This window comes from Microthrixaceae bacterium (assembly GCA_023957975.1).
Taxonomy (GTDB): Bacteria; Actinomycetota; Acidimicrobiia; order Acidimicrobiales; family Microtrichaceae; genus JAMLGM01.
The window spans coordinates 119,690-143,753 of sequence record JAMLGM010000002.1 but is presented as its reverse complement, the minus strand read 5'-3'; the positions used below and the strand labels follow the sequence as shown (position 1 = coordinate 143,753).

Here is a 24,064-nt window from a genome sequence, read left to right as displayed (position 1 = left end):
TCACTGCGATGCAGGGCGTCATCAAGTCCTACGATCCCGGCACCGACGACGGGACGATCGTGGGCGACACCGACTTCGTTTCCTATGACCTCGCACCGGGCGCTGTCGCCGCTGCCGGCCTGCGTTTCGTTCGCCAGGGGCAGCGCCTGTTGTTCACCGTGAATGACGACGGCCTCGCCGCCGACCTGCGTTTCGGGTCCGAGGTCGACATGGGCACGCCCGGGTTCTTCGAGTCGCTGCCGAGCGCTGAGCCCGTCGCCGACGAGACCTGACAATCGATCACCGAAACGGGGCCCTACGGCCCTGTTTTCTTTTTCCCGCCCGGTTCGACGGGTCATGTGACCTTTCCCACTGGGCCCAAATGCGGGTTGCACAGACGTGCTCTCCGCGGTAAGTCCAACGAACGACATCGCCACCAGCGAATCCGGAGGAAACATGCCAGGCACGACCAATAACCAGAAGCTGCTCGACTGGGTCGAGCACTGGCGATCCATCTTCGAACCGGATGACGTCTACTGGTGCGATGGGACCGCCGAGGAATACGACCGGATGTGTCAGGAACTCGTCGACGCCGGCGTGTTCGAACGCCTCGATGACGCCAAGCGCCCCAACAGCTACCTGGCGCTGTCCGACCCGGGAGACGTCGCCCGTGTCGAGGACCGCACCTTCATCTCCTCCGAGTTGGAAATCGATGCCGGCCCGACGAACCACTGGCGCAACCCCGACGAGCTTCGTGCCGAGATGCTCGAGCTCTACAAGGGGGTCATGAAGGGCCGCACGATGTACGTCGTGCCGTTTTCGATGGGCCCGCTCGGCTCCCCCATCGCCCACATCGGTGTGCAGCTCACCGATTCCGCCTACGCGGCGGTGAACATGCGGATCATGACCCGCATGGGCCAACGAGCCCTCGACGTCTTGGGAGAGACCGGCGAATGGGTGCCGTGCCTGCACTCGGTCGGCTACCCGCTCGAGTTGGCCGACGGCACCACCCGTGACGACGTCCGCTGGCCGTCCAACGACACCAAATACATCAGCCACTTCCCCGAGACCCGCGAGATCTGGTCCTACGGTTCCGGCTACGGGGGCAACGCCCTGCTGGGCAAGAAGTGCTTCGCCCTGCGCATCGCCTCGACCATGGCCCGCGACGAGGGCTGGATGGCCGAGCACATGCTGATTCTCGGCATCACCCCGCCCAATGGCGAAAAGAAGTACATCGCGGCCGCGTTCCCGTCGGCCTGCGGAAAGACCAACATGGCCATGCTCATCCCGACGCTGCCGGGGTACAAGGTCGAAACCGTCGGAGACGACATCGCCTGGATGAAGTTCGGCGAAGACGGTCGTCTGTATGCCATCAACCCCGAGGCCGGGTTCTTCGGTGTGGCACCGGGCACCAACGACGAGACCAACTCCAACGCCATGGCCTCGATCTACGGCAACTCGATCTTCACCAACGTCGCCAAGACCGACGACGGCGACGTCTGGTGGGAGGAGATGACCCCCGAACCGCCGGCACACCTCATCGACTGGAAGGGCAACGACTGGACCCCGGCCTCCGACACCCCGGCCGCCCATCCCAACGCCCGCTTCACCGCTCCGGCCTCACAGTGCCCGGTCATCGCCCCCGAGTGGGAAGACCCAGCCGGCGTGCCGATCTCGGCGATCCTGTTCGGTGGCCGCCGCGCCACCAACGTGCCGCTGGTGACCGAGGCCCGAGACTGGCAACACGGCGTGTTCCTCGGCTCGATCATGTCCTCGGAAAAGACGGCTGCGGCCGCCGGAACCGTCGGCGAGGTTCGCTTCGACCCGTTCGCGATGTTGCCGTTCATGGGCTACAACGTCGGCGACTACATCAAGCACTGGCTTGAGATCGGCGAGGGCGCCGATGCCGAGAAGCTTCCGAAGATGTTCTGGGTCAACTGGTTCCGCAAGGACTCCGACGGCAAGTTCATGTGGCCGGGCTACGGCGACAACAGCCGTGTCCTCAAGTGGGTGCTCGAACGCCTCGATGGTTCCGCCGACGCGACCGAGACCGCTATCGGCAACGTGCCGACCGTCGACGCGATCGACCGGACCGGCCTCGACATCGACGACGAGATGATGGCGAAGATCCTCGAGGTCGACAACGACGCGTGGCGCCAGGAGGTCCCACTCGTGGAGGGCCATTTCGCATTCATCGGAGAGCGCCTGCCGACCGAGATGCGCGACGAACTCGCCGACCTCGAAAAGCGTCTCGCCAACTAGGCACCTGCCTGTACCTGCCTGTACCTGCCCGGCGGTTGCCGGCTCCTGCCTGTTCTCCGATAACCAGTGGTCGTGATCACGACCACTGGTTATCGGAGAACGGCATTCTTGGGGCGGTTTTGGGGCGGTTTTTGGGGCGGTTCTGGGGCCGGATCAGTGCAGGATCATCGCCCGGATCCCCAAGCCCATGAGGAACCATCCGCCGAGTCCGTACAGCAGGTACAGATACGAACGCACCGAGGTCCGGCTGTATCCGAACAGGATCAACACGGTGAAGGGCAGCAGGAACCCGTAGAACGTGTGCATGCTCGGCGGCTCCACCCCGTCGACCGCCATCAGCCAGACGCCGAAAGCCATCTGCGGGAAGATCAAGACCTGCGACGCGACGACGAACCACCACAACGCCCGCCGACGCAGCGCGGCAAGCCAGTGCGCACCGAGCGCCCACGACCCGACCAACCCATTGGCCACCACGACCGCCCACGCCAGGTCCCCATGCAGGTCTTGAACGCTCACCGTGTCAGCCTACCGACGACAGCAACGTAGGCTTGGCCGACGATGCGACACGCGCAGTTCCACATCGCGGATATCCAACTCGGCACCCGCTCGCTCCCCCTGCGTTATGGCACCCTCCAGGTCGTCGATCGCGAGGGAACGATCGACTGGGAACTCGTCTTGCACACCATCGACCCCGAACCGGTCGCCCAGGCGATTCATCTTCTGGCGTTTCGCTCGATCACCGGGGTCGAGGAATCCGGTGCACTCACCCTCACTCCAATGCAGGGTGAGGCGGCGCTCGTGCGTTGGGTCGACAACAGCCTGGTGTTTCGAGGAGCCGGTCTGCTCGACGGATTCGACGAATCGCAGTTCGGCTAACCGAGCGACCGGGTTCTGTAGGTACATTCTGCGGCCATAGCCACCGCGATTACCTACAGAACGGGCAATCGGAGCGGCGACCGGGTTCAGGTGAACAGATCGGTGAGATACGCCTCGCCTGCGCCCCGGGGCCGGGACCGGTCGATGAACCACTCGGTGCCGAACGCCAGTGCGAAATCGTCATCCGACAGCGTCAGGAAGAAGTGGTCCTCGCCGATCTGGCTGGCGTGGCAACGCATTGCCGCCCGCTTTGTCGCCGTCAGTGCCTGCACATCGATCGAATGGGTGATCTCCGCATCGGGCATTCCCATCTGGAAACTGTCGGGGTCGATCTCGGGGAGTTGTTCGAGTTCCTCGGCCGTGGCGGTGTCGCGTCGGGCGAGGAACGCCTCGATCATCCGGTCTCGGTTGATGGTCATCTCATAGACACGTGGCGTTCCGGCCAACTCCGCCGCCCGATAGCCCACCCGGTGCACCTGGATGTGATCCGGGTGACCGTAGTTTCCGTTGGGGTCATAGGCCACCAAAACGTCCGCCTCCTCGTCGCGCAGGATCGCTGCCAGACGCGATGCCGCGTCATCGACGTCGGCTCCCCAGAAGCTGTACGGGGCGTCGTTTTCGGGGGTCCCGATCATGCCCGAATCGATGTAGCCGAGAAACTCGATCCGCTGCACGCCGAGCACCTCGGCCGACGCGAACGTCTCGGCGACCCGGTGGATGCCGAGTTGCCCGCCGGAGACCACGACACCGGGGACGACCTCGCCGTGCTCACCCCGGGTGGCGACCACCAGCACCACCCGGTGACCGTCCGCCGCCGCCTTTGCCATCGTGCCGCCCGAGCCGATGCACTCGTCGTCGGGATGGGCGTGGAAGAAGACGATCGTGGCCACTCAGGCCACCGTGCCGCTCTCGCGCAGCGACTCGATCTCGGCGGAATCGAGGCCGAGCCAGTCTTCGAGAATCTCATCGCTGTGTTGGCCGGCATGGGCGGGCGGACGCTGGACCGCTCCGGGCGTCGCACTGAACCGGGGCGCCGGTGCCGGCTGGGTGATGCCGTTGAGCTCGATGAACGTGCCTCGCTCGACGTTGTGCGGGTGCCGGGTCGCCTCGTCCATCGACAGCACCGGGGCGAAACAGATGTCGGTGCCCTCCATGACCTCCGACCATTCGTCACGGGTCCTGGTCTTGAAGATCGCGGCGAGGCGCTCCTTCATCGCACCCCATTGGGAAGCGTCGTTCTGGTCCGGCAACTCCTCGCCCTCAAGGCCGGTGTGATGCAGCAGTTCCGCATAGAACTGGGGCTCGATCGAGCCGATCGACACCCACTTTCCGTCGGCACACTCGTAGGTGTCGTAGTAGTGCGTGCCGGTGTCCAACATGTTGGTGCCAGGGCGATCGGAGTTCCAGATTCCCATGGCCTTGAACGCCCAGATCATGCTCATGAGCGAGGCCGCCCCGTCGACCATCGCCGCGTCGACGACCTGGCCGCTGCCGGTGGTGCGAGCCGACAGCAGGCCACACACCATGCCGAAGGCCAACAACATGCCGCCGCCGCCGAAATCTCCGATCAGGTTGATGGGCGGTGTGGGCTGGGCACCGTCGCGGCGAAGGCTGTCGAGCACCCCGGCGAGGGCGATGTAGTTGATGTCGTGGCCGGCCGTGTGCGCATAGGGACCTTCCTGACCCCAACCGGTCATCCGGCCGAACACCAGCCTGGGGTTTCGGGCCGCGACGACGTCGGGACCGAAGCCGAGCCGCTCGGCGACCCCCGGGCGGAACCCTTCGATCAGGCCGTCCGCGTTCTCGCAGAGCCGCAGCAGGGTCTCGACGCCCTCGGGCGACTTGAGGTCGAGCCCGATCGAGCGACGGCCTCGATTGAGTGAATCCCCCGGCGGAAGGGCCGGGTCGCCGCCACGGACCTGAGCCGCCCGGTCGACACGAATCACGTCCGCGCCCATGTCGGCCAGCATCATGGCCGTGTACGGACCCGGCCCGATTCCTGCGACCTCGATGATCCTGATGCCGTCGAGCGGTCCCATGGTGTCCTCCCCTGTCGTTGCACGGTGCGTGCACGGTGCGTGCACGGTGCGTGCACGGTGCGTGCACGGTGCGTGCCGGTGCACGGCGAAATGTGTCCCGACGTTACGCGCTCACCACGACCGCGGCGAACCATCGACCACGTCGTGAGAACCTGGCTCCGGGTGAGGATGCGAGCGGCGGCTTCCGAGCGGTGACCCCCGATCGCCGGCGTCCGATCGCCGGATTCCGCGTGCCGGGCCGGTAGCTTCGAAGGTCATGACATTTCGAGTCTTCGCTCCCGGTCGGGTGAACCTGATCGGCGACCACACCGACTATCTCGGGGGGTTGGTGTTGCCCTTCGCCATCCAACTCGGCGTGACCGTGGAGGTCGACGCCTGCGAAGCCCGCATCGAGCTGCTCAGCGACGCCGAGGCCGGGGTCCTACGCCTCGATCTCCCGATCGACCCCAACGACAGCGTCGCGGAGATCACGCCGGCGTGGGGCCGCTACGTCGCCGGTGCGGCCCAGGCGATCGGGGCGACGACCGGCATCACCGGAACCATCTCGTCGACACTGCCGCTCGGGGCCGGACTCTCGTCATCGGCCGCACTGTCGGTGGGCGTGGCGGCGGCGTTCAAAACGGCGGCCGGCCAGGAGTGGGACCGGCGCGAGCTCGCACTCGCCGCCCAACGAGGCGAGCAGGCCTCCACCGGGGTTCCGTGCGGAATCATGGATCAGTTGGCGATCGCCTGCGGGGCGGCCGGGGCCGCCGTACGGATCGATTGCCACGACCTCGCCACCCGTCTCGTCGCGGTGCCGGAGGATGCCACGATCCGCGTGATCCACTCCGGTCAGAGCCGCGAGCTCGCGACCTCCGAGTATGCGCGACGCCGCCGACAATGTGAGGCAGCCGAACGCATCGTCGGCCCGCTGCGCAAGGCCACGCTCGACGATCTCGCCCCGCTCGCCGAACGCGCGGACCACGACCACGACCACGACCACGACACGTTGCTGCGCCGTGCCCGCCATGTCGTGACCGAGAACGCACGGGTCGACGAGGTCATCGACGCCTTCGGACGCGGCGACCTCGAGGGCGCCGGCGACGCCTTGTGGCGCGGCCACCGCAGCCTGGCCGAGGACTTCGACACCTCGACCCCCGTCGTCGACGACCTCATCGCCCACCTGCGCGCCACCGACGGCGTGTACGGTGCGCGGATGACCGGCGCTGGCTTCGGCGGTTGCGTGGTTGCGCTGTGCCGCGCCGGACTCGACCCGACCCCCGACGGACTCGCGAGCTGGGAGGTTCGCCCCAACGAGGGAGTTCGGCTCTTGGGCTGAGCCGGCTCTTGAACTGAGCCGGCACCGGACTGAGCCGGCCCCGGCCGGGTTCCGGCTACTCGCCGAGCAACGCCCGCTTCTGAGTTTCGAACTGCTCCTCGGTGAGCACGCCGCGATCGCGCAGCTCGGCCAGCTTGTGGAGCTGTTCGGCGACGCTCAGCACCGCCGTCGGCTGAGGGATCCCCGAGGCGGCTGCCGAGGCCGCTGCCGCCTCGCGCGCCTCGACCCCGATGCGGTCGTACTTGCGGTTCTCGTTCTCCTCGATCTGTCGATAGATCATGTTCTGCACCTGAACCGGATTGCTCACGTCGGAGAAGTTCTGGCGCGAACCCTCACCTGCGGACTCGATGGCGATATCGCCGGCTCCGAGGATCCGTTCGAACACGGTCTGGGAGAACAAGACGGTGTTGATGCGCTCGAGTGGGATCTCGATTCCCGACTTCTTGAGCACGCCAGATCGATAGATGCAGCGATCGGTCGTGATGACGAAGTGGGTGGCGCGCCACTGAATGAACCGAACGAGGAAGTTCAGGAACGCCGCCGCCACCAACAACCCGACGATCACACGCACGGGTTGTTGCCAGCGCGATCCGTCCTCGAAGTCGTAGACCAGTGCCCAGATCCCGAGCGCAGAGGCGACGACCAACAACAGCGCCCTCGGTGTCAGATACCACCAGTGGGGGGACCGGTCGATGACGATCTGTTCGTTCTCGTGAAGGTGCGATCGAGGAAAGGCCACGTGCCCACGATACTGTCGGCGGTGCTCGGTAGGGTCGTACCCGATGGATCTAGAGGTACCGACCCTGCCCGACGACGCCGACGGCAACGACCCCACACTGCTCACCGCGACGCGCGATCGGCTGCTCGGCGGGCTCAACCCGAACCAACGAGCCGCGGTGCTCAGCGACGCTGCGGTGCTGCGCATCATCGCCGGCGCCGGTTCGGGAAAGACCCGCGTTCTCACCCGTCGAATCGCTCGGCGCGTCGCCGACACCGAGGTCGACCCGCGCCGAGTTCTCGCCGTCACCTTCACCCGCAAGGCCGCAGCGGAGCTGCGCAACCGCATCGACCACCTCGGCTTGCGCGGCGGAATAAACGCCGGAACCTTCCATTCCATTGCCTACTCGCAGCTGCGCAGCCGCTGGGAGGAGCGCGGCATCGCTCCCCCAGCGCTGCTCGACCGCAAGTTCGGGCTCGTGGCGTCGCTGTTGCCCCGAGATCACGCCCGTTCGGCCACCCTGCCCCTCGACGTGATCTCCGAGATCGAATGGGCGAAGGCCCGAATGATTCCCGCGTCCGACTACGCGGCGCAGGCAACCGCTGCAGCACGGCGCCTGCCGATCGACGCGACGGCGATCGCCGATCTTTATCAGCGGTACGAACAGGAGAAGTTGGCGCGCCGCATGGTCGACTTCGACGACATCTTGCGTCTCGCCACCCGCGACCTCGAGGCCGACGCCGAGTACGCAGCCGCGAGACGGTGGCGCTTCCGACACCTGTTCGTCGACGAGTTCCAGGACGTGAACCCCTTGCAGTTCCGCCTGTTGCAAGCGTGGGTCGGCGGCGTGCCCGACCTGTGCGTCGTCGGCGACCCCAACCAGGCGATCTATGCGTGGAACGGCGCTGACTCCCGCTACCTCGACGATTTCGAAACGCTCTTTCCGGGCGCCCAGACCATCGACCTCTCCGACAATTACCGCTCGACCCCCCAGATCCTCGGTCTGGCCAACACCGTGCTCACCCTCGCGCCGTCGCGCCGCTTCGACCTGCAGCCCAATCGCCCCGACGGCGCAGTTCCGACGATCGCTTCCTACGACTCCGAAACCGCGGAGGCTCAGGGGGTCGCCCGAGCGGCACGTGACGCTCACCGCCCAGGCGACCGGTGGGGAGATCAGGCGGTGCTCGTGCGCACAAATGCCCAGCTCGCCGTGTTCGAGGAGGCGTTTTCGAAAGCGCGGATCCCCTTCCGCAGCCGGGGCAAGGGGCGCTTCCTCGACCAGCCAGAAATCAAATCGGCGCTGTCGCGGCTCAAACGCTCGGGCGGGCAGTTGTCCACGCGGTTGAGCGATCTCGATGAGGCGCTCGCCTCAGGCGCAGACCTGGACGGTGAGCGACTCGCAGAGGACCGCTTGGCCAATGTCGCCGAACTGGTGCGCCTCGGTCGGGAGTATCTCGACCTCGAACCGGGCGGTGACGTGGCGGGGTTCGGTTCGTTCCTGCGCACCTCGCTTCGCAGCGACGACGGAACCGGCGGCACCGACGCGGTCGAGCTGGCGACGTTCCACGCGGCCAAGGGCCTTGAGTGGCCGACGGTGTACGTGTGCGGGCTCGAAAAAGGGCTCGTCCCCATCCACTACGCCGAGACCTCCGAGTCGGTCGCGGAGGAGATTCGCCTCTTCTACGTCGCGGTCACGCGAGCCGAGCGTCACCTCCGGCTGTCGTGGTGCGAGAAGCGTTCCTTCGGTTCCCGCGTCCAGTCGCGCGAGCGTTCACCGCTGCTCGACACCGTCGAACTCGCCATCGAACTGCTCCGCGAGAACACGCGCCCGGTCGACTTGCAGGCATCGATCGCAGCACTTGGAGCACAGCGCGCCAGGCTGCGCAGCACCGACGGCGGGCCACGGCCTCAACGCTCTCGCCGCGGCGCAGCGCTCGACGATCTGAGCGCCGAGGAGCGAAAGCTGATGGACGAACTCAGGGCCTGGCGTAAAGACCTCGCACGCCTCGCCAACGCGCCGGCGTTCACCATCTTCAGCGACCAGACGCTCATCGAAATCGTTCGCACCGCGCCGTCCAACCGTCGCGAGTTGCTGGCAGTGAACGGGGTCGGGCCGGTCAAGGTCGAACGCTACGGCGACGACCTGCTGCGCATCATCGCCTCACACGGCTGACCGGAACGACGCTGCGCTCAAGCGCCGCGTTCGCGCCGCGCCCGGGTCATGTCGGCACGAACCTCCATGAGCGCAGCGAACACCTCCGGGTCGGGCGCGATGAACAATCCGGTCGCGTCCGCGGTGAGCCGATCTCCCGCATACATCTCGCCGCGAACGAAGATCTTGCGGCCGTCGATGCGATCCAACCATGCCTCGATGCGCAAGGGCGTCATCAGCGGTGTGGGCGAGCGGTAATTCACCGACAGGTTCGCGGTCATCCCCTGCACCCCCGACATCGACTGTGCCGCACCGAGCACTTCATCGAACGCCGCGGCGATGTAGCCGCCGTGCACACAACTCGGAGGCCCTTCGAAGGCCGCCCCGAAGGTTGCCGAGGCGATCACGCGGGCGCCTTCGTAGTACATCGACAGCGGCGGAGACATCGGGTTGGCCAAGCCGATCAGCGGGCTGTGGTCGAACTGCGCCCACGCTTCGGGATCGCCGGCCTCGACCAACGCCTGGCGCTCGGCCAGGGTCAACCCGGCGGTGGCGACCTCGGCGTGGCCCACGTAATCGGAACCCACCGGCTCGCGACGTAGCGATTCGACCACGGCTTCCAACGCCGCTGCGGCCTCGTCGAGACGGGCGCTCGTCGCGTCGGTGATGCTCATCGTCTCGATCATCTCTCGACCCACCGCGGCGAGGCGACGGATCGCGACTCGGCGCTGCGTCTCGGGCAGTCCATGCAGACCGTCGACCCGAGGGCTGTGGGCCACCTCGGTCGAGCCATCGGCGTTGGGCTGTGACGCCGTCATCGTGGTTCCCCCGTCGGAACTACGACGTCGAACAATCCCAGAACCGGCGCATGGTCGGAGGGCTTGGCGCCCTTGCGGGCATTGCGATCGACGAGGTCGGCCCGACACAACTGCGCCAACGCGGTGCTCGACATCAGATAGTCGATACGCAGTCCACGCCGTTTGTGAAAGTCCCCGTTGCGGTAGTCCCAGTAGCTGAAAAGGTCGCCGGCGTCGCCGTAGCGCTGACGGAACGTGTCGACGAGTCCCCACTCGACGACGTTTTCGAGGGCGTCGCGCTCGAGTTGGCTGACGTGGGTCATCCCGGCGAAGCGCGATTCGTCCCACACGTCGAGCGAGGTCGGGCAGATGTTCCAGTCGCCAAGCACCACCAACAGCTCGTCGGGGGTGTGATGTCGATCGAGGTGTTCGCGCAGGCGTCCGAGCCAATCGAGTTTGTAGCGGTAGTGATCGTGGTCGAGTTCTCGTCCGTTCGGAACGTACACCGACGCGACCCGCACCCCCGCACAGGTCGCCCAGATGATGCGCGAGTCCGGATCGGGGTCGTCGCGCCCGTCATCGAATCCGCTGACCACATCGTCGATACCGACCCTGGAAAGAATCGCCACCCCGTTCCAACGCCCAAACCCGTGGTGCACCGATTCGTACCCGAGCGCACTGAATGCCATGTGTGGGAACTGTGCGTCGGACATCTTCGTTTCCTGAAGGCACAACACATCGGGTTGCACCGTGGAGATCCACTCCTCGACACGGGGCATCCGGGCGTTCAGCGAGTTCACATTCCACGTGGCAATCAACACGCCGCGAACCTTACCCGTTGGAGTTTTTCGCGCCGCATTTCCCGGCCGGCGCGACGTGACAAACACCCACGGAGCCACCACCGCCCGGGGGAACCGAACGGTTAGGCTCATCGTTGATGTCTGACGATCAAAATTCGACGCGTCCGTTGGGTCCGAACACCTGGTTGGTCGACGAGATGTACGAGCAGTACCTCGCCAACCCCACCTCCGTGAGCGCTACATGGCAGGAGTTCTTCGCCGACTACCGGCCACCGGGCGCGGCGCCGTCGCCGGTCGTGAGCCATGACACCACCGACACCGCGCCGTCACCGGCCGCGCCGTCACCGGCCGCGCCGTCACCGGCCGCGCCGTCACCGACCGCGCCGTCACCGGCCGCGCCAGCACCAGCCTCCCCTGCTGGTGCAGCCGCCGCGGCGGGCGCTGCCGCCCCGGCACCGTCGACACCTGCGCCTGCTCCTGCCCCCGAGGGCGAACCGATCCGAGGCGTCGCCGCCAAGATCGCCCAGAACATGCAGGCATCGCTCGAGGTCCCGACCGCGACCAGTTTCCGCGAGGTTCCGGCCCGACTCCTCGAGGTCAACCGCAACGTCATCAACGGCTATCTCGGCCGGACCCGGGGCGGCAAGGTCAGCTTCACCCACATCATCGGATTCGCCATCGTGCGCGCCATCACCGATCACCTCCCGCAGATGAACAACGCGTTCCTCGAGGGCCCGGATGGCAAACCCCGCCTGCTGAAGGACCGTCCGGTCAATCTCGGCCTGGCGATCGATCAGGAAAAGAAGGACGGCACCCGTTCGCTCATCGTGCCGGTGATCAAGCACGCCGACACCATGGACTTCCAGACGTTCGTGAACTCCTACGACGAACTGGTCCGCAAGGCGTCGTCGAACAAGTTGGCGGTCGAAGACTTCGCCGGAGCGACGATCACGCTCACCAACCCGGGCACGATCGGCACCGAGCGTTCGGTTCCCCGCCTCATGCCCGGACAGGGCGCCATCATCGGGGTCGGGTCGCTCACCTACCCGACCGGGTTTGCCGCGGCGGATCCTCGCACGATCGCGGATCTCGGCATCTCGAAGGTCATGACGATCAGTTCGACCTATGACCACCGCATCATTCAGGGTGCCGAGTCCGGACTGTTCCTGAAAAAGGTCAACGAGTTGCTCCTCGGCCAGGAGGGGTTCTATGAGAGCCTCTTCGCCTCCATCGGCGTGCCCTACACCGCCGTGCACTGGAACCGAGACGACAACCCGGCCGACCGCGAGCAGGGCGCCATCGAAAAGCAGATGAAGGTGGCCAACCTCATCAACATGTACCGGGTACGCGGCCACCTGATCGCCGATCTCGATCCGCTCGCGGCCGAACCACCACAGATGCACCCCGAACTCGACCCGGCGTTCTACGGGCTCACGATCTGGGACCTCGAGCGCGAATTCCTCACCGGGTTCAACTCGGGGGTGTATGCGCCGGTGGGCGGCCTCGAACGCATGAAGCTCGGCGACATCCTCGGCGTGTTGCGCGATGCGTACTGCCGCACGATCGGCATCGAGTACACACACATCACCTCCACCGACGAAAAGCGCTGGATTCAGCAACAGGTCGAGGGGGCCAAGCAGACCCTCGAACCCGACGAGCAGCGCCACATCCTCAACACCCTCAACGCGGCCGAGGCGCTCGAAAAGTTCCTGGCCACCAAGTGGATGGGCCAGAAGCGCTTCGGACTCGAGGGAGCCGAATCGACCATCGCCATCCTCGACGCGATCCTCGACAGCGCAGCCGACCGCGAGATGTCGGGTGCCGTGTTGGGTATGGCGCACCGCGGGCGACTCAACGTGCTCGTCAACATCGTCGGCAAGAGTTACACGAAGCTGTTCAAGGAGTTCGAGGGCCACGTCGACCCCGACTCCATCCAGGGTTCGGGCGACGTGAAGTATCACCTCGGCCAACACGGCACCTTCACCGCCCGGTCCGGACGCACGATTCCGGTCGAGTTGGCAGCGAACCCGAGCCATCTCGAAACGGTGAACCCGATCGTGGAGGGCATGGCCCGCGCCAAGATGGACGCCATCCCCGAGGGCGAGGGAGCGGTGCGCTTCCCGGTGTTGCCGATCCTGTTGCACGGCGACGCCGCGTTTGCCGGCCAGGGTGTGGTGGCCGAAACCCTGAATCTCTCCCTCATCAAGGGTTACAAGGTCGGCGGCACGATCCACGTCATCATCAACAATCAACTCGGCTTCACCACCGACCCGTCGGCTGCGCGCAGTTCGGAATACTGCACCGACGTGGCCAAGACCGTTCAGGCGCCGATCTTCCACGTCAACGGCGACGACCCCGAGGCCTGCGTGCGCGTGGCGCGCTTGGCGTTGCGGTATCGCCAGCAGTTCAACAAGGACGTCGTGATCGACATGGTGTGCTATCGGCGCCACGGCCACAACGAGGGCGACGACCCGAGCTACACCCAGCCGCTCATGTATCGCTCGATCGACGCCCGTCGCAGCGTGCGCAAGGTGTACACCGAAAGCCTGGTCCGCCGCGGCGATATCTCGATCGAGGAGGCCGAGGTCTTCCTGGCCGACTTCAACGAGCGCCTGCAGTCGGCACTCGAAGAAACACGTCAGTCCGCACCGGTCGGCGAGGTGATCGCCAAGCCCCACCCACCGGCCAAGGGGGTGCTGCCTGCGGCGGAGACCGCTGTGTCGGCGGAGATGCTCGACCGCGTCTACGAGGCGTTGTCCTCACATCCCGATGGATTCACGGTTCACCCGAAGCTGGCCAAGCAATTTGAGACCCGAACCAAGATGTATCGCGACGGTGAGGTCGATTGGGCCCTCGGAGAAGCATTCGCGTTCGGCACGACACTGCTCGAGGGAACCTCGATTCGTCTGACCGGCCAGGACAGCCGCCGCGGCACTTTCAGCCACCGCCACTCCACCCTCGTCGACAACCACAACGGCGACGAGTTCGTTCCGCTGTCGCTGCTCACCTCCGACACGACCAAGCTGTGGATCTACGACTCCCTGCTCAGCGAGTACGCGGTGTTGGGCTTCGAGTACGGGTACTCGGTGACCAACCCGGCGGCGCTGGTCATGTGGGAGGCCCAGTTCGGCGACTTCATGAACGGGGCACAGATCGTCATCGATCAATACATCACCTCCGCAGAAGACAAGTGGAACCAGACCTCCGGGTTGGTCATGTTGTTGCCCCACGGCTACGAGGGGCAGGGACCGGAGCACTCCTCGGCCCGTATCGAACGGTTCATGTCCCTGGCTGCCGAGGACAACATTCAGATCGCCAACCCGACGACGGCCGCACAGTTCTTCCACCTGCTGCGTCGCCAGATGCACCGCGAGGTGCGCAAGCCGCTCATCGTGTTCACCCCGAAGTCGGGCATCCGCGCGAAGAACTATCGCAGCCCGGTTTCCGATTTCACCGCGGGTACGTTCCGCGAGCTGATCGGCGACGCTTCGCCGATCGACCCGAACTCGGTCACCCGTTTGGTGCTCGCGAGCGGCAAGGTCGGCCACGAGGCGGCAGCACGGCGCGACGCGCTCGGGGCGAACGCCGCGGTCGCGCGCGTCGAGCAACTCTTCCCTTGGCCCTATGCCGCCATCAAGGAGGAGCTTGCCCGCTACCCCAACTGCACCGAGATCGTGTGGCTGCAGGAGGAACCCGAGAACATGGGCCCCTGGAACGGGATCAAGGGCCGGCTCTTCGAGGCTCACGGCAACCAGTACGAGATCCGCCGCATCAGCCGCTCCGAGGGCGGATCACCGGCGACTGGCAAGGCGGCGATCCACGCCCAGGAACAACACGAGATCCTCGACAAGGCCTTCGCTCCGCTCGCTCAGCGCGAACTGAGCCAGTTCCACTGAGCCGGTTCCACGCCCCGCCGTTCTGTAGGTAATTCCCGTCGCCATAGCGACATGGATTACCTACAGAACTCGCAACGAAACGCCCATCACCGCTTCAAGGTCGTCGATCGCCATTGCGGGGTCGACGACCTTGATCGTCGTCATGCCGAGTTCGCGCGCCGGCTTGAGATTGATTCCGAGGTCGTCGAGAAACACGACCCTCGAGGGCTCCACCTGCGCGACCTCGCACGCGATCTCATAGAAACGCCGTTCCGGCTTTCGCACCCCCACCGCCGAGCTCTCGATGATGTGGTCGAAGTATCCGAGCACTTCGGTGAACATATCAACACCATCAGTGCCGATACCGGAACCACCGGACCGCTCGTCGAAGCCGGCCGCGCTCATCGACACGACGTTGTTGGTCAACATCGCCGTCGTCGCAATCTGCTGGCACCGCCCCACGACCTCCACCATCTCCGGGCGCAGCTCTCCGTCGAGACAGCGCAACACTTCAACACCGTCGATGTCGAAACCCAGCTCCCGACCCTCCGCTTCAAAGCGCTCGATGAACTCCTCGACACTCAACTCGTTGCGTTCAAACTGCGCCCAGGCGTTCGCATCGGGGTTGGTGGCGTTGATCGTTCTGACCGCATTCGGTGGAAGACCAGCGCGTTGCTCATAGACTGAGAACGCTTCAAACGGAGAGGAAAGCACGACACCGCCGAAGTCGAAAAACACTGCGTCGAAATCCACCGCCTGCACCCTAGGTCGCGACGGTCCGCAGTATTCACTTCACGACCTGCTTCACTTAGTACCTGTCATGACCGAGACCACACTCGTTGTTGACGGATCGAACATCGCCACCGAAGGCCGATCCGTCCCCAGCCTCCAACAACTCGACGAAGCCGTCACCGCGTTCATCGCCGAACGGCCCCACGATGTCGTCATCGTGGTCGTCGACGCGACGTTCGGTCACCGGATCGATCCTTCCGAACTCCCGCGTTTCGAAGAGGCCGTCCTCGACGGCGAACTCGTCACCCCGCCGGCCGGGGCCATCGGTCGCGGCGACGCGTTCATCCTGCAGATCGCGGATCGTGCCGGTGCCAACGTGTTCTCCAACGATTCGTTCCAGGAGTTCCACGGCACCTACGACTGGCTTTTCGAACCCGGTCGCCTGGTGGGCGGAAAGCCGGTGCCGCCGATCGGTTGGGTCTTCATCGACCGAACCCCCGTGCGCGGGCCGACGAGCCGGCGAGCGGTTCGCGAGTCGAAGCAGAAGGCGGCCAAGAAGTCCGCGGCTTCAAATGAGTCGTCGCGACGTCGCCAGGCATCGCCGGATGCGAGTGGACCGCCTCCGGTACCGACCACTCCCCCGCCCGGCCAACGCCGCGCTGCCAAGACCAGCGCCGCCAAGACCAGCGCCGCCGAGCCCAGCGCCACCAAGCCCGGCGCCACCAAGTCCACGACCAGGACCAAGTCCGACAGCACGGCGTCGGCGACGGCAACCACTCCGGCCAGGACACCCGATCGGACGAAGTCCAGTCGGCCTCCGGTCAACGAACCACTTCCGTTCCTCAACTTCGTCACCGAGTATTCGCTCGGCGACGTCGTCACCGGAGAGGTCGTGGAGTTCAGCTCGCACGGTGCGTACGTGCTGGTGGGTGACACCCGCTGCTACGTGCCGGTCAAGTCGTTGGGGTCACCCCCGCCACGGTCAGCACGCGATGTGTTGACCCTCGGCGAGGTTCGCTCCTTCGAGGTGCAACGCTTCGATACCGCTCATCGCGGGGTCGATCTCGGGTTGCATCACGCCGACGGTTCCGAATCCTCGGATCCTGCGGTCGTCGAGAAGTCGGCGACCAACGGCGAAGCGCCGCGTTCCAACGCGTCGTCAACCAATGACCAGCAAGCAACCGACGAACACGCCGAGGAGGCAACGTTGGCTACGAAGGCCCCGGCCAAAAAGGCGCCCGCTAAGAAGGCGCCGGCCACCAAGACCACCGCCAAGAAGGCTCCAGCCAAGGCGCCGGCAAAGAAGGCACCCGCCAAGAAGGCACCTGCCTCCAAGGCCCCAGCCTCCAAGGCTCCAAGCGCGTCCAAGGCTGCGCCCGCAAAGAAGGCACCCGCCAAGGCACCAGCCAAGAAGGCTCCAAGCGCGTCCAAGGCTGCGCCCGCAAAGAAGGCACCCGCCAAGGCACCAGCCAAGAAGGCACCAGCCAAGACTGCGCCCGCTAAGAAGGCCTCAGCCAAGAAGGCCCCAGCCAAGGCTGCTGCCAAGAAGGCGCCCGCCAAGGCTGCGGCAAAGAAGGCGCCCGCCAAGGCTGCGGCAAAGAAGGCGCCCGCCAAGGCTGCGGCAAAGAAGGCGCCCGCGAAGAAGGCGCCCGCCAAGGCTGCGGCAAAGGCCCCCGCCAAGAAGGCACCTGCGGCAAAGGCCCCCGCCAAGAAGGCACCTGCGGCAAAGGCCCCTGCCAAGAAGGCACCTGCGGCAAAGGCCCCTGCCAAAAAGGCCCCGGCCAAGAAGGCCCCGGCTAAGAAGGCCTCGACCAAGTGACCTAGGCCGCCGGCGAAAGCCAGCACGAGTTCGATCGAAGGGAGCGGTTCGGCCGCTCCCTTCGTCGTTTTCACCGAAGGCACCAGCGACATCGGTCACATACACGGATGCTCTGGGTCGGACGGCTCAACACCGGCCGACTTGTGCCGATTCGAGTGGCGTTGAATTTCCCACCATCGAATTGAACGCCGCGACGCGCCCGTCCACCCGACGGTGCGCCGCAGCGGCCTCCACTCGGTACGAAAGAGGACCTGATGCCAACCCCATCTCGTTTCGAACCCAACGATGCTATCGAACCCATCGTTCCTGTCGAGCCCGCCAAGGGACCAAAGCGCCGGGCCCGACGCGGATCGTTCGTCGCGAAGCTGGCGGCGATGGCCACAGTGTGCATGGCCATCGCACCCCTGCCCATGGCCGCCGCCGCCGGAGCCGCAACCCCGCTGCTCACGACCAAGACGGTGAACAAGGCGACCGCGCAGCCGGGTGAACTGCTGACCTACAGCATCAACTTCACGTGTTCGAACAACGACGAGTCCGGCGAGGGTTGCGACGGTGCGGCGTTCAGCGATCCGCTGCCGACGTTCACCAACGTGTACGGCGAGACGGTGCCCCTCGAGTTCGTGAGCGCGAACTTTCCGTCGGGGGTCTGGAGCACCGGCTCCTCCCTCGACACCTCGGTCCCCAACGCACCGCGGGTCGTGGCCACCGCCGGCACCTGGGCGGCTGGCACCTCCGGCGTGATCACGATCGTGGCGCGGATTCCGGCCAATCAGATTCCCGCCGGCTCGCAGACCCTGTCCAACACCGCCACCGCGACGCTCGGCGCCAACGTCTCGACCAGCCCGACCGCAACGACCACGGTGACGGGGTCGACTCCGAACTGGACGGTCTTTAAGACGGGACCGGCCGCCAACGGCACCACGCTTCGCCGCGACTATGGCTACACCTGGAATGTTTCGGTGTGTGCCGTCGACGCGTTCAGCGCCGTGTGGAACGAGTACACGATCATCGACACCGTCCCGGCCGGCTTCACCGTCACCTCCGTTAAACACGGCGGTGTGTACCTCGACGACAACGTTGCTCCGGATCCCGCCGACCTGGTTTCCGATGGTGCCGGAACCATCACGTGGACCTTCGATGCCTCCCATCGACCGCCGCTCGGCTCCGACGGCTGTTTCCGCATGAAGGTGAACGGCCGGTTCGATTCGAGTCACCCCTCAAACACCCCGGGGGCGGCCAAGGCGAACACCGTCACGGGTGAGGGCTCCTACGGGGGCGGGGTTCCTGGAGTTCCGCTCGGCACCGCATCGACGAACCACGTCCTGGCCACCCCCGGCTTCTGGGGTGCCAGCACCTCGAAGTCCTTCCGCGACGCCTCCGGCTCCTCCAACTACTACGTGACCGACGGCGACACCGGCCGGTACCAGTTCAGCGCCACGATCGACAGCGACTACCCCCTCGACCGGGTCGTGTTGTCCGACGGCTCCTGGACCTTCGCCGACGGCGATATCGCGCCCGACCGCTCCGGCGGAGGGTTCCCCGACAGCTTCACCCCCACCTCGATCACCCCCGGCACGTGGAACCTCGCAATCCCCGCGACGATCGAAACCTCCGCCGATGGGATCACCTGGGTGACCGCCGCGAGCGGCGTCGCCAGCGGCGCTGCGGCCATCGCCTGGCCGAACCCGGCCCATCGCCACGTCCGTTGGGTGTGGGATGAGTCGACCGACTTCTCGGGAGTGTTCAGCACCACCGGCCAGCGCGTTGTCGGCACCATCGGAACGCCGGCCGCAACCGACTACGGCCGATACACCAACACCTCGACCCTCGAGGTGAGCCCGCGCGATCAGGCGCTTCGCACCGCCACCTCGTCGGCGCCGTACTTCCTCGAGTCACCACTGCCTCACCCCGGTATCGCCAAGACCGTCAGCCGCACGACCATGCAACCCGGCGACCAGGCGACCTATACCATCACCGCGTCCAACTCCGCCGACGCGACCGGTTCGCTCCAGCAGCCGATCGTGACCGACTGTGTGCCGGCACACTTCACCGTGGTCTCCACCACCTCAACCGGATGGACCCCGTCGGTGGATCCGACCTGCAACGCCGGCGAAACCCCGTTGGCCTTCCAATGGTCGGGCACCCTCACCCCAGGTCAGAGCGCCACTGCCATCACCATCACCGTCAAGGCACACGACCACACCGACGGTACGCCGATCCCCTACACCTCGGCATCGGTCAAACACATCAACACCGCCCGCATCGCCCCGGGATCCGGCGGCAGCTTCCGTCACTGCGTGCAGGGCCCGTGCGCAGCCTCTCGGGAGGTCACCGTCTCGCCGACCATTCAGCTCGACAGCAGCAAGTGCGTGAGCGGCCGACTCGACGGCGGCATCTTCCGACCGACCCCGCGGTGCACGAGCGGTGAGGCCGCACAAGCCCCGGCGCTCACCACACCCGGCGGCATCATCGACTACCGCCTGAGCCTTCGCAACGTCGGCAACGTCGACGCCAACAACGTCACGTTCATCGACATCTTACCCCGCGTCGGCGACACGGCGGTCATCACCGGTACGCCGTTGAACCAACGGCGCACCGAATACCGGCCGCTCCTGGTCGACGAAATCGATGTGCCCGCGGGCTGGACGGTCGAATACTCGACCTCGGCCAACCCATGTCGTGCAGAGGTCGGCGGTCCGAGCACCGGTTGCGACACCCCCGCCTGGACCTCGACCCCCGATCCGCTGGCGTTGTCCACCTACCGATCGGTGCGGTTCTCCTACGCCGGCACCCTGCACTTCGGCGACGACGCCACCTTCGAATGGCGCATGCGCGCCCCGGTCGTCGACGCCTCCTACGACCGGGACGGCACCGACGCAGACGACCCTCAGGAGTTCCTGGCGGTGTGTGACCCGCTGGTCGCCTACACCGATGACAGCCATTGTCCCCGAGCGGTGAACTCCTTCGCCTATGGGGCCGATGCGGACATCGATCCGTCCCTTAAGCCCGGACGTCTCTACGCCGAGCCGCCTCAGGTGGAGGTTCGGGTCATGGCCGATCCCTCCGACAACGCCATCGGCGACCGCGTCTGGTTCGACAGCGATTTCGACGGCGTCCAGGACGACGGTGAATCCGGCGTTTCCGACGCTCGAGTCGAATTGCTCGACAGCGTCGGCAACGTGGTTGGCCTGACCTTCACCGACGCGGACGGCCGCTACCTGTTCACCACCGCTACCGACAGCAACGGTGACGAAATCTCGGTTGCCAACGGCGACTACCGGGTGCGTTTCTACCCGCCCACCGGCTACCTCGTGTCGCCCGCCAACGCAACCGGCGATCCGACCGGCGCCGACGAGGGGTCGGCGAACACCGACGACGACTCCGACGTGGACCGCACCCCGTCGGGCACCAACACCAACGGCGCCTATCACGACACGGCACTGGTCCACCTCGGCGGCAACGAGACCGACCGAACCTGGGACATGGGCCTGTGGCGCGCGACCCCCGGTATCGCCATCGACAAGGTCACGAAGGACTCGGCCTGGCCCGACAGCGAGGCGGGTGACGACGTGTCGGTCATCGCCGCTCGACCGGTCACGTGGACCTACCGGGTGACCAACACCGGAAACAGCCGACTCGAAGACATCACGATCTTCGATGACGGCGGCAGCGCGGTGCCCGCAGACGGGTTCTCGGTGACGAGTTGTGCCATCACCGACGGCGGACACAACGCCGACGGTCTGACCTCCTCGGCCACCGCCCCGATCTCGTTGAACCGTGGCGCGACCATGGTCTGCACCGCCACCGGCACCGCCGGATCGTCGCGCTATGAGAACACCGCGACCGTGACCGGCACCCCGGTGACCGATTCGGGCGACCCGGTCGGCCAGCCGACCTACTACCCGGTGCCCGCCACGGTCACCGATGACGACACGTCCTCCTACGACGTCGACCGCTACGACCTGGCGCTCGCCAAGGTGCCCGGCGTGGTCAATCTGGCCACCGGCGAGACGACCTTCACGATCACCGTCGCCAACCAGGGAACCCTCGACAGCGGCAACTACTCGGTCACCGACTGGCTGCCTACCGGCCTGGAATTCGTGTCCGCCAGCCCGAACCCGTCTGCTGAAAGCGGCGACTCGACCGTCGGCCACGAACTGCGCTGGGACCTGAGCGGCTTGACTCCCGGAGGTTCACGCACGATCACCGTGGACGCGAAGATCGTCGATTACCTCGCCGGACCGTTCCGCAACGTGGCCGAGATCAGCGCGGATGGCGCGGCCGACGTCGTCACCGGCGGCGTGTCGACCCCGACCGCGGACGTCGACTCGACGCCCGACGCCAACCCGATGAACGACGGCGCCTACGGGCCCGTCGGTGGCTCGCCGGCCATCGACAACTCCTCGATCGCCGATGTCGGCACCGGGGCCGACGCCCCGCCGCTCGGCGAGGACGACGCCGACATCGCCGACCTCGTCCCCGGCGTGGTCTATGACCTTGGGCTCGCCAAGGTGGCTTCGGTCGTCCCGCCGACCCTCGAGGATGCAGCGACCATCACCTGGTCGATCACCGTGGCGAACCAGGGCAACGTCCCCTCGGGGAACTTCACCGTGACCGACCACCTTCCGGCTGGCCTCGCCGTAAGCGATCCGAGCACCGGCGTGGTCACCAACGGCGACGGAACCACCACGGTGACCCTCGCCGGCACCAATCTGGCGCCGGGGGCGACTCGGACCTGGACGATCACCACGACCGTGACCGAACCCGGGCTGCGGCCGTTCCGCAACATCGCGGAGATCAGCGCCGATTCGGCCCAGGCCCTCTATGGCGTCGACGACATCGACTCCACGCCGGACCTCGATCCGAACAACGACGGAGATTACGGGCCCATCGGCAACGTGGACCCCGCCGTCGACAACATCGACGTGGCCGAGGCGGGAGTCGCAGATGACCCCGAGGACGACGCCGACGTCGCCGAGGTGACCTTCCCGGTCACCTACGACCTGGCGCTGTCCAAGACCGTCGATCGGGCGGTCGTCAACCCCGCCGACACCGTGACCTATTCGGTGACGGTGCAGAACCAAGGCATGTTGCCCTCACGGGAATTCACCGTCGAAGACCTCGTCCCCGAGGGCATGTCGGTGGTGCCCGGCTCGGTTTCGCACGACGGCGTGACCTCCGGAGGCGTCGTCGAGTGGACGATCGACAACCTGAACCCGGGGCAGTCCCTCGTGGTCACCTTCTCCACGAAGATCGTCGACCTGACCAAGCGTCCGTACCGCAACGTCGCCGAGATCACCTCCGATTCGGCAGCCACGTGGGACATCGACGGTGACGTCGTGGCCGACATCGACTCGACCCCCGACAACGACCCCACCAACGACGGCGACTACGGCCCGGTCGGCAACTCCGACCCTGCCGTGGACAACGCCTCGATCGCGGATGCCGGGCTCGGGGCCGACCCCGAGGATGATGCCGACGTCGCCGATGTCGGCGTCGAGGTCCGCTACGACCTCGCGCTCATCAAGACGGTCGATTCGCCGACCGTCGCCTACGACGGGACCGCTGTGTTCACCATCGCCGCGCGCAACCAGGGCAACGTGGCCTCCGGGCCATTCACGGTGACCGACCTCGTTCCCACCGGGCTCGACGTCGTGGCCGCCAGCCACGGCGGCATCGTGTCCGGCGACGGGCGCATCGTCACCTGGAGCGACCTCGACAGCATCGAGCCCGGGGCAACCGCGACCGTCACCGTCTCGGTGAAGGTGGGCGACATCACCACCCGCCCGTGGCGCAACGTCGCCGAGATCACCGAAGACGGCTCGGATGCCTATTCCACCGTCGATCAGCCAATCGCCGACATCGACTCGGTGCCCGGCGACCCGGAGGGAAGCGACGCCGACAACGTCAGCTTCGACCAGGCCGGTGAAGGCGACGACGTCGGCTTCGACGACGAGGATGTTGCGGATCTCACCGTCGAGGTCGTCTATGACCTCGAGATCGCCAAGCGCCTCGTGCCAGGCCAGACCTACCGAGCCGGTGGAACGGTCCTCTACGAGATCACCGTCGCCAACGAGGGCAATGTCTCGTCTGGGCCGGTCAGCTTCGTCGACGTGTTGCCGAAGGGTCTCGAGTTCGTGTCGGCCAGCCACGGTGGCGTGTTCACCGACTCGGGCGGCGACAACGCCGGAGTCGTGACCTGGACCGACGTTGAGTCGATCCTGCCGGGCAAGGCGCTCGTGGTGACGGTGACGACCACCCTCGCCGACGCGACCTTGAAGCAGTACCGCAACTGGGCCCAGATCACCGCCGACGGAGCCGAAGGCTACTCGACTCCGTCGTCCAAGGTGACCGACGTCGATTCGGCTCCCAACAACGGCGATGTCGGCGTGCTCGGTGAGGACGACACGGCGGACGCCTCGATCCCGGTGGACGAGATCGTGAAGTCCGACAGCACCGAACGTGGCTCGCAGGTGCCTGAGCGCCTCGGGTTCACCGGGTCGACCACCGGCGTGTTGGTGGCGCTCGCCGCCGCCTTCATCGGTGCCGGTGTGGCGATCACCATCGCTCAACGCCGCCGCCGCACCGCCTGACCCCGCTTCCCCCGAACCCGAACCGCTTCCCCGAGCCCGCGCCCTCAAGCCCGTTCTCCGATAACCAGTGGTCGTGATCACGACCACTGGTTATCGGAGAACCG

Annotated in this window: 15 protein-coding genes; 8 read left to right on the top strand and 7 right to left on the bottom strand. The window is 66.2% G+C overall.

Annotated elements, in window-relative coordinates:
* Positions 1-8 precede the first annotated feature (8 nt).
* Positions 9-272 (top strand): hypothetical protein, encoded by a 264-nt coding sequence (locus tag M9952_03355; GenBank protein MCO5311956.1) that lies wholly within the window; start codon positions 9-11, stop codon positions 270-272.
* Positions 273-435: 163 nt separating this feature from the next.
* On the top strand, positions 436-2,241 hold the full coding sequence (locus M9952_03350; protein ID MCO5311955.1) for a phosphoenolpyruvate carboxykinase (GTP): 1,806 nt from the start codon (positions 436-438) through the stop codon (positions 2,239-2,241).
* A gap of 153 nt (positions 2,242-2,394) precedes the next feature.
* Here M9952_03350 and M9952_03345 read toward each other — a convergent pair whose 3' ends face one another.
* Positions 2,395-2,757, bottom strand: a complete 363-nt coding sequence (locus tag M9952_03345; protein ID MCO5311954.1) for a hypothetical protein — start codon at positions 2,755-2,757, stop codon at positions 2,395-2,397.
* Positions 2,758-2,799: 42 nt separating this feature from the next.
* Here M9952_03345 and M9952_03340 point away from each other — a divergent pair, with 42 nt between their 5' ends.
* The gene (locus M9952_03340) at positions 2,800-3,117 is read left to right on the top strand and encodes a hypothetical protein (GenBank protein ID MCO5311953.1); all 318 of its coding nucleotides are present in this window, start codon (positions 2,800-2,802) and stop codon (positions 3,115-3,117) included.
* 86 nt (positions 3,118-3,203) lie between these two features.
* On the opposite strand, the gene M9952_03335 is transcribed toward M9952_03340, so the two are convergent.
* Together M9952_03335 and M9952_03330 are read right to left on the bottom strand one after the other, a co-directional pair.
* A complete protein-coding gene (locus M9952_03335) occupies positions 3,204-4,007 on the bottom strand; it encodes a PIG-L family deacetylase (GenBank protein MCO5311952.1) in 804 nt (267 codons plus the stop codon).
* Positions 4,008-5,156, bottom strand: a complete 1,149-nt coding sequence (locus tag M9952_03330; protein ID MCO5311951.1) for a CoA transferase — start codon at positions 5,154-5,156, stop codon at positions 4,008-4,010. It lies immediately after the preceding gene.
* A gap of 256 nt (positions 5,157-5,412) precedes the next feature.
* On the opposite strand from M9952_03330, the gene M9952_03325 reads away from it, so the two are divergent.
* Complete coding sequence (locus M9952_03325; GenBank protein ID MCO5311950.1) at positions 5,413-6,474, top strand: hypothetical protein; 1,062 nt, start codon at positions 5,413-5,415, stop codon at positions 6,472-6,474.
* Between the two features lie 55 nt (positions 6,475-6,529).
* On the opposite strand, the gene M9952_03320 is transcribed toward M9952_03325, so the two are convergent.
* Positions 6,530-7,213 carry a PH domain-containing protein gene (locus tag M9952_03320; protein MCO5311949.1) on the bottom strand — a complete coding sequence of 228 codons (684 nt, stop codon included), beginning with the start codon at positions 7,211-7,213 and terminating at the stop codon, positions 6,530-6,532.
* Positions 7,214-7,256: 43 nt separating this feature from the next.
* Between M9952_03320 and M9952_03315 the strand changes: the two genes are divergently transcribed.
* The gene (locus M9952_03315) at positions 7,257-9,365 is read left to right on the top strand and encodes an ATP-dependent DNA helicase UvrD2 (GenBank protein ID MCO5311948.1); all 2,109 of its coding nucleotides are present in this window, start codon (positions 7,257-7,259) and stop codon (positions 9,363-9,365) included.
* 17 nt (positions 9,366-9,382) lie between these two features.
* On the opposite strand, the gene M9952_03310 is transcribed toward M9952_03315, so the two are convergent.
* Together M9952_03310 and M9952_03305 are read right to left on the bottom strand one after the other, a co-directional pair.
* Positions 9,383-10,162, bottom strand: a complete 780-nt coding sequence (locus M9952_03310) for a PaaI family thioesterase (protein ID MCO5311947.1) — start codon at positions 10,160-10,162, stop codon at positions 9,383-9,385.
* Positions 10,159-10,962, bottom strand: coding sequence for an exodeoxyribonuclease III (locus tag M9952_03305; GenBank protein ID MCO5311946.1), 804 nt, complete (start codon positions 10,960-10,962; stop codon positions 10,159-10,161). The genes M9952_03310 and M9952_03305 overlap by 4 nt, the downstream gene beginning before the upstream one ends.
* A 116-nt stretch (positions 10,963-11,078) precedes the next feature.
* Here M9952_03305 and M9952_03300 point away from each other — a divergent pair, with 116 nt between their 5' ends.
* Positions 11,079-14,837, top strand: coding sequence for a multifunctional oxoglutarate decarboxylase/oxoglutarate dehydrogenase thiamine pyrophosphate-binding subunit/dihydrolipoyllysine-residue succinyltransferase subunit (locus M9952_03300; GenBank protein ID MCO5311945.1), 3,759 nt, complete (start codon positions 11,079-11,081; stop codon positions 14,835-14,837).
* 60 nt (positions 14,838-14,897) lie between these two features.
* On the opposite strand, the gene M9952_03295 is transcribed toward M9952_03300, so the two are convergent.
* Positions 14,898-15,569 (bottom strand): HAD-IA family hydrolase, encoded by a 672-nt coding sequence (locus M9952_03295; GenBank protein MCO5311944.1) that lies wholly within the window; start codon positions 15,567-15,569, stop codon positions 14,898-14,900.
* Positions 15,570-15,636: 67 nt separating this feature from the next.
* Between M9952_03295 and M9952_03290 the strand changes: the two genes are divergently transcribed.
* Both M9952_03290 and M9952_03285 read left to right on the top strand, forming a co-directional pair.
* Complete coding sequence (locus M9952_03290) at positions 15,637-17,367, top strand: S1 RNA-binding domain-containing protein (protein MCO5311943.1); 1,731 nt, start codon at positions 15,637-15,639, stop codon at positions 17,365-17,367.
* A gap of 254 nt (positions 17,368-17,621) precedes the next feature.
* On the top strand, positions 17,622-23,960 hold the full coding sequence (locus M9952_03285; GenBank protein MCO5311942.1) for a hypothetical protein: 6,339 nt from the start codon (positions 17,622-17,624) through the stop codon (positions 23,958-23,960).
* The last annotated feature ends 104 nt before the right edge of the window (positions 23,961-24,064 follow it).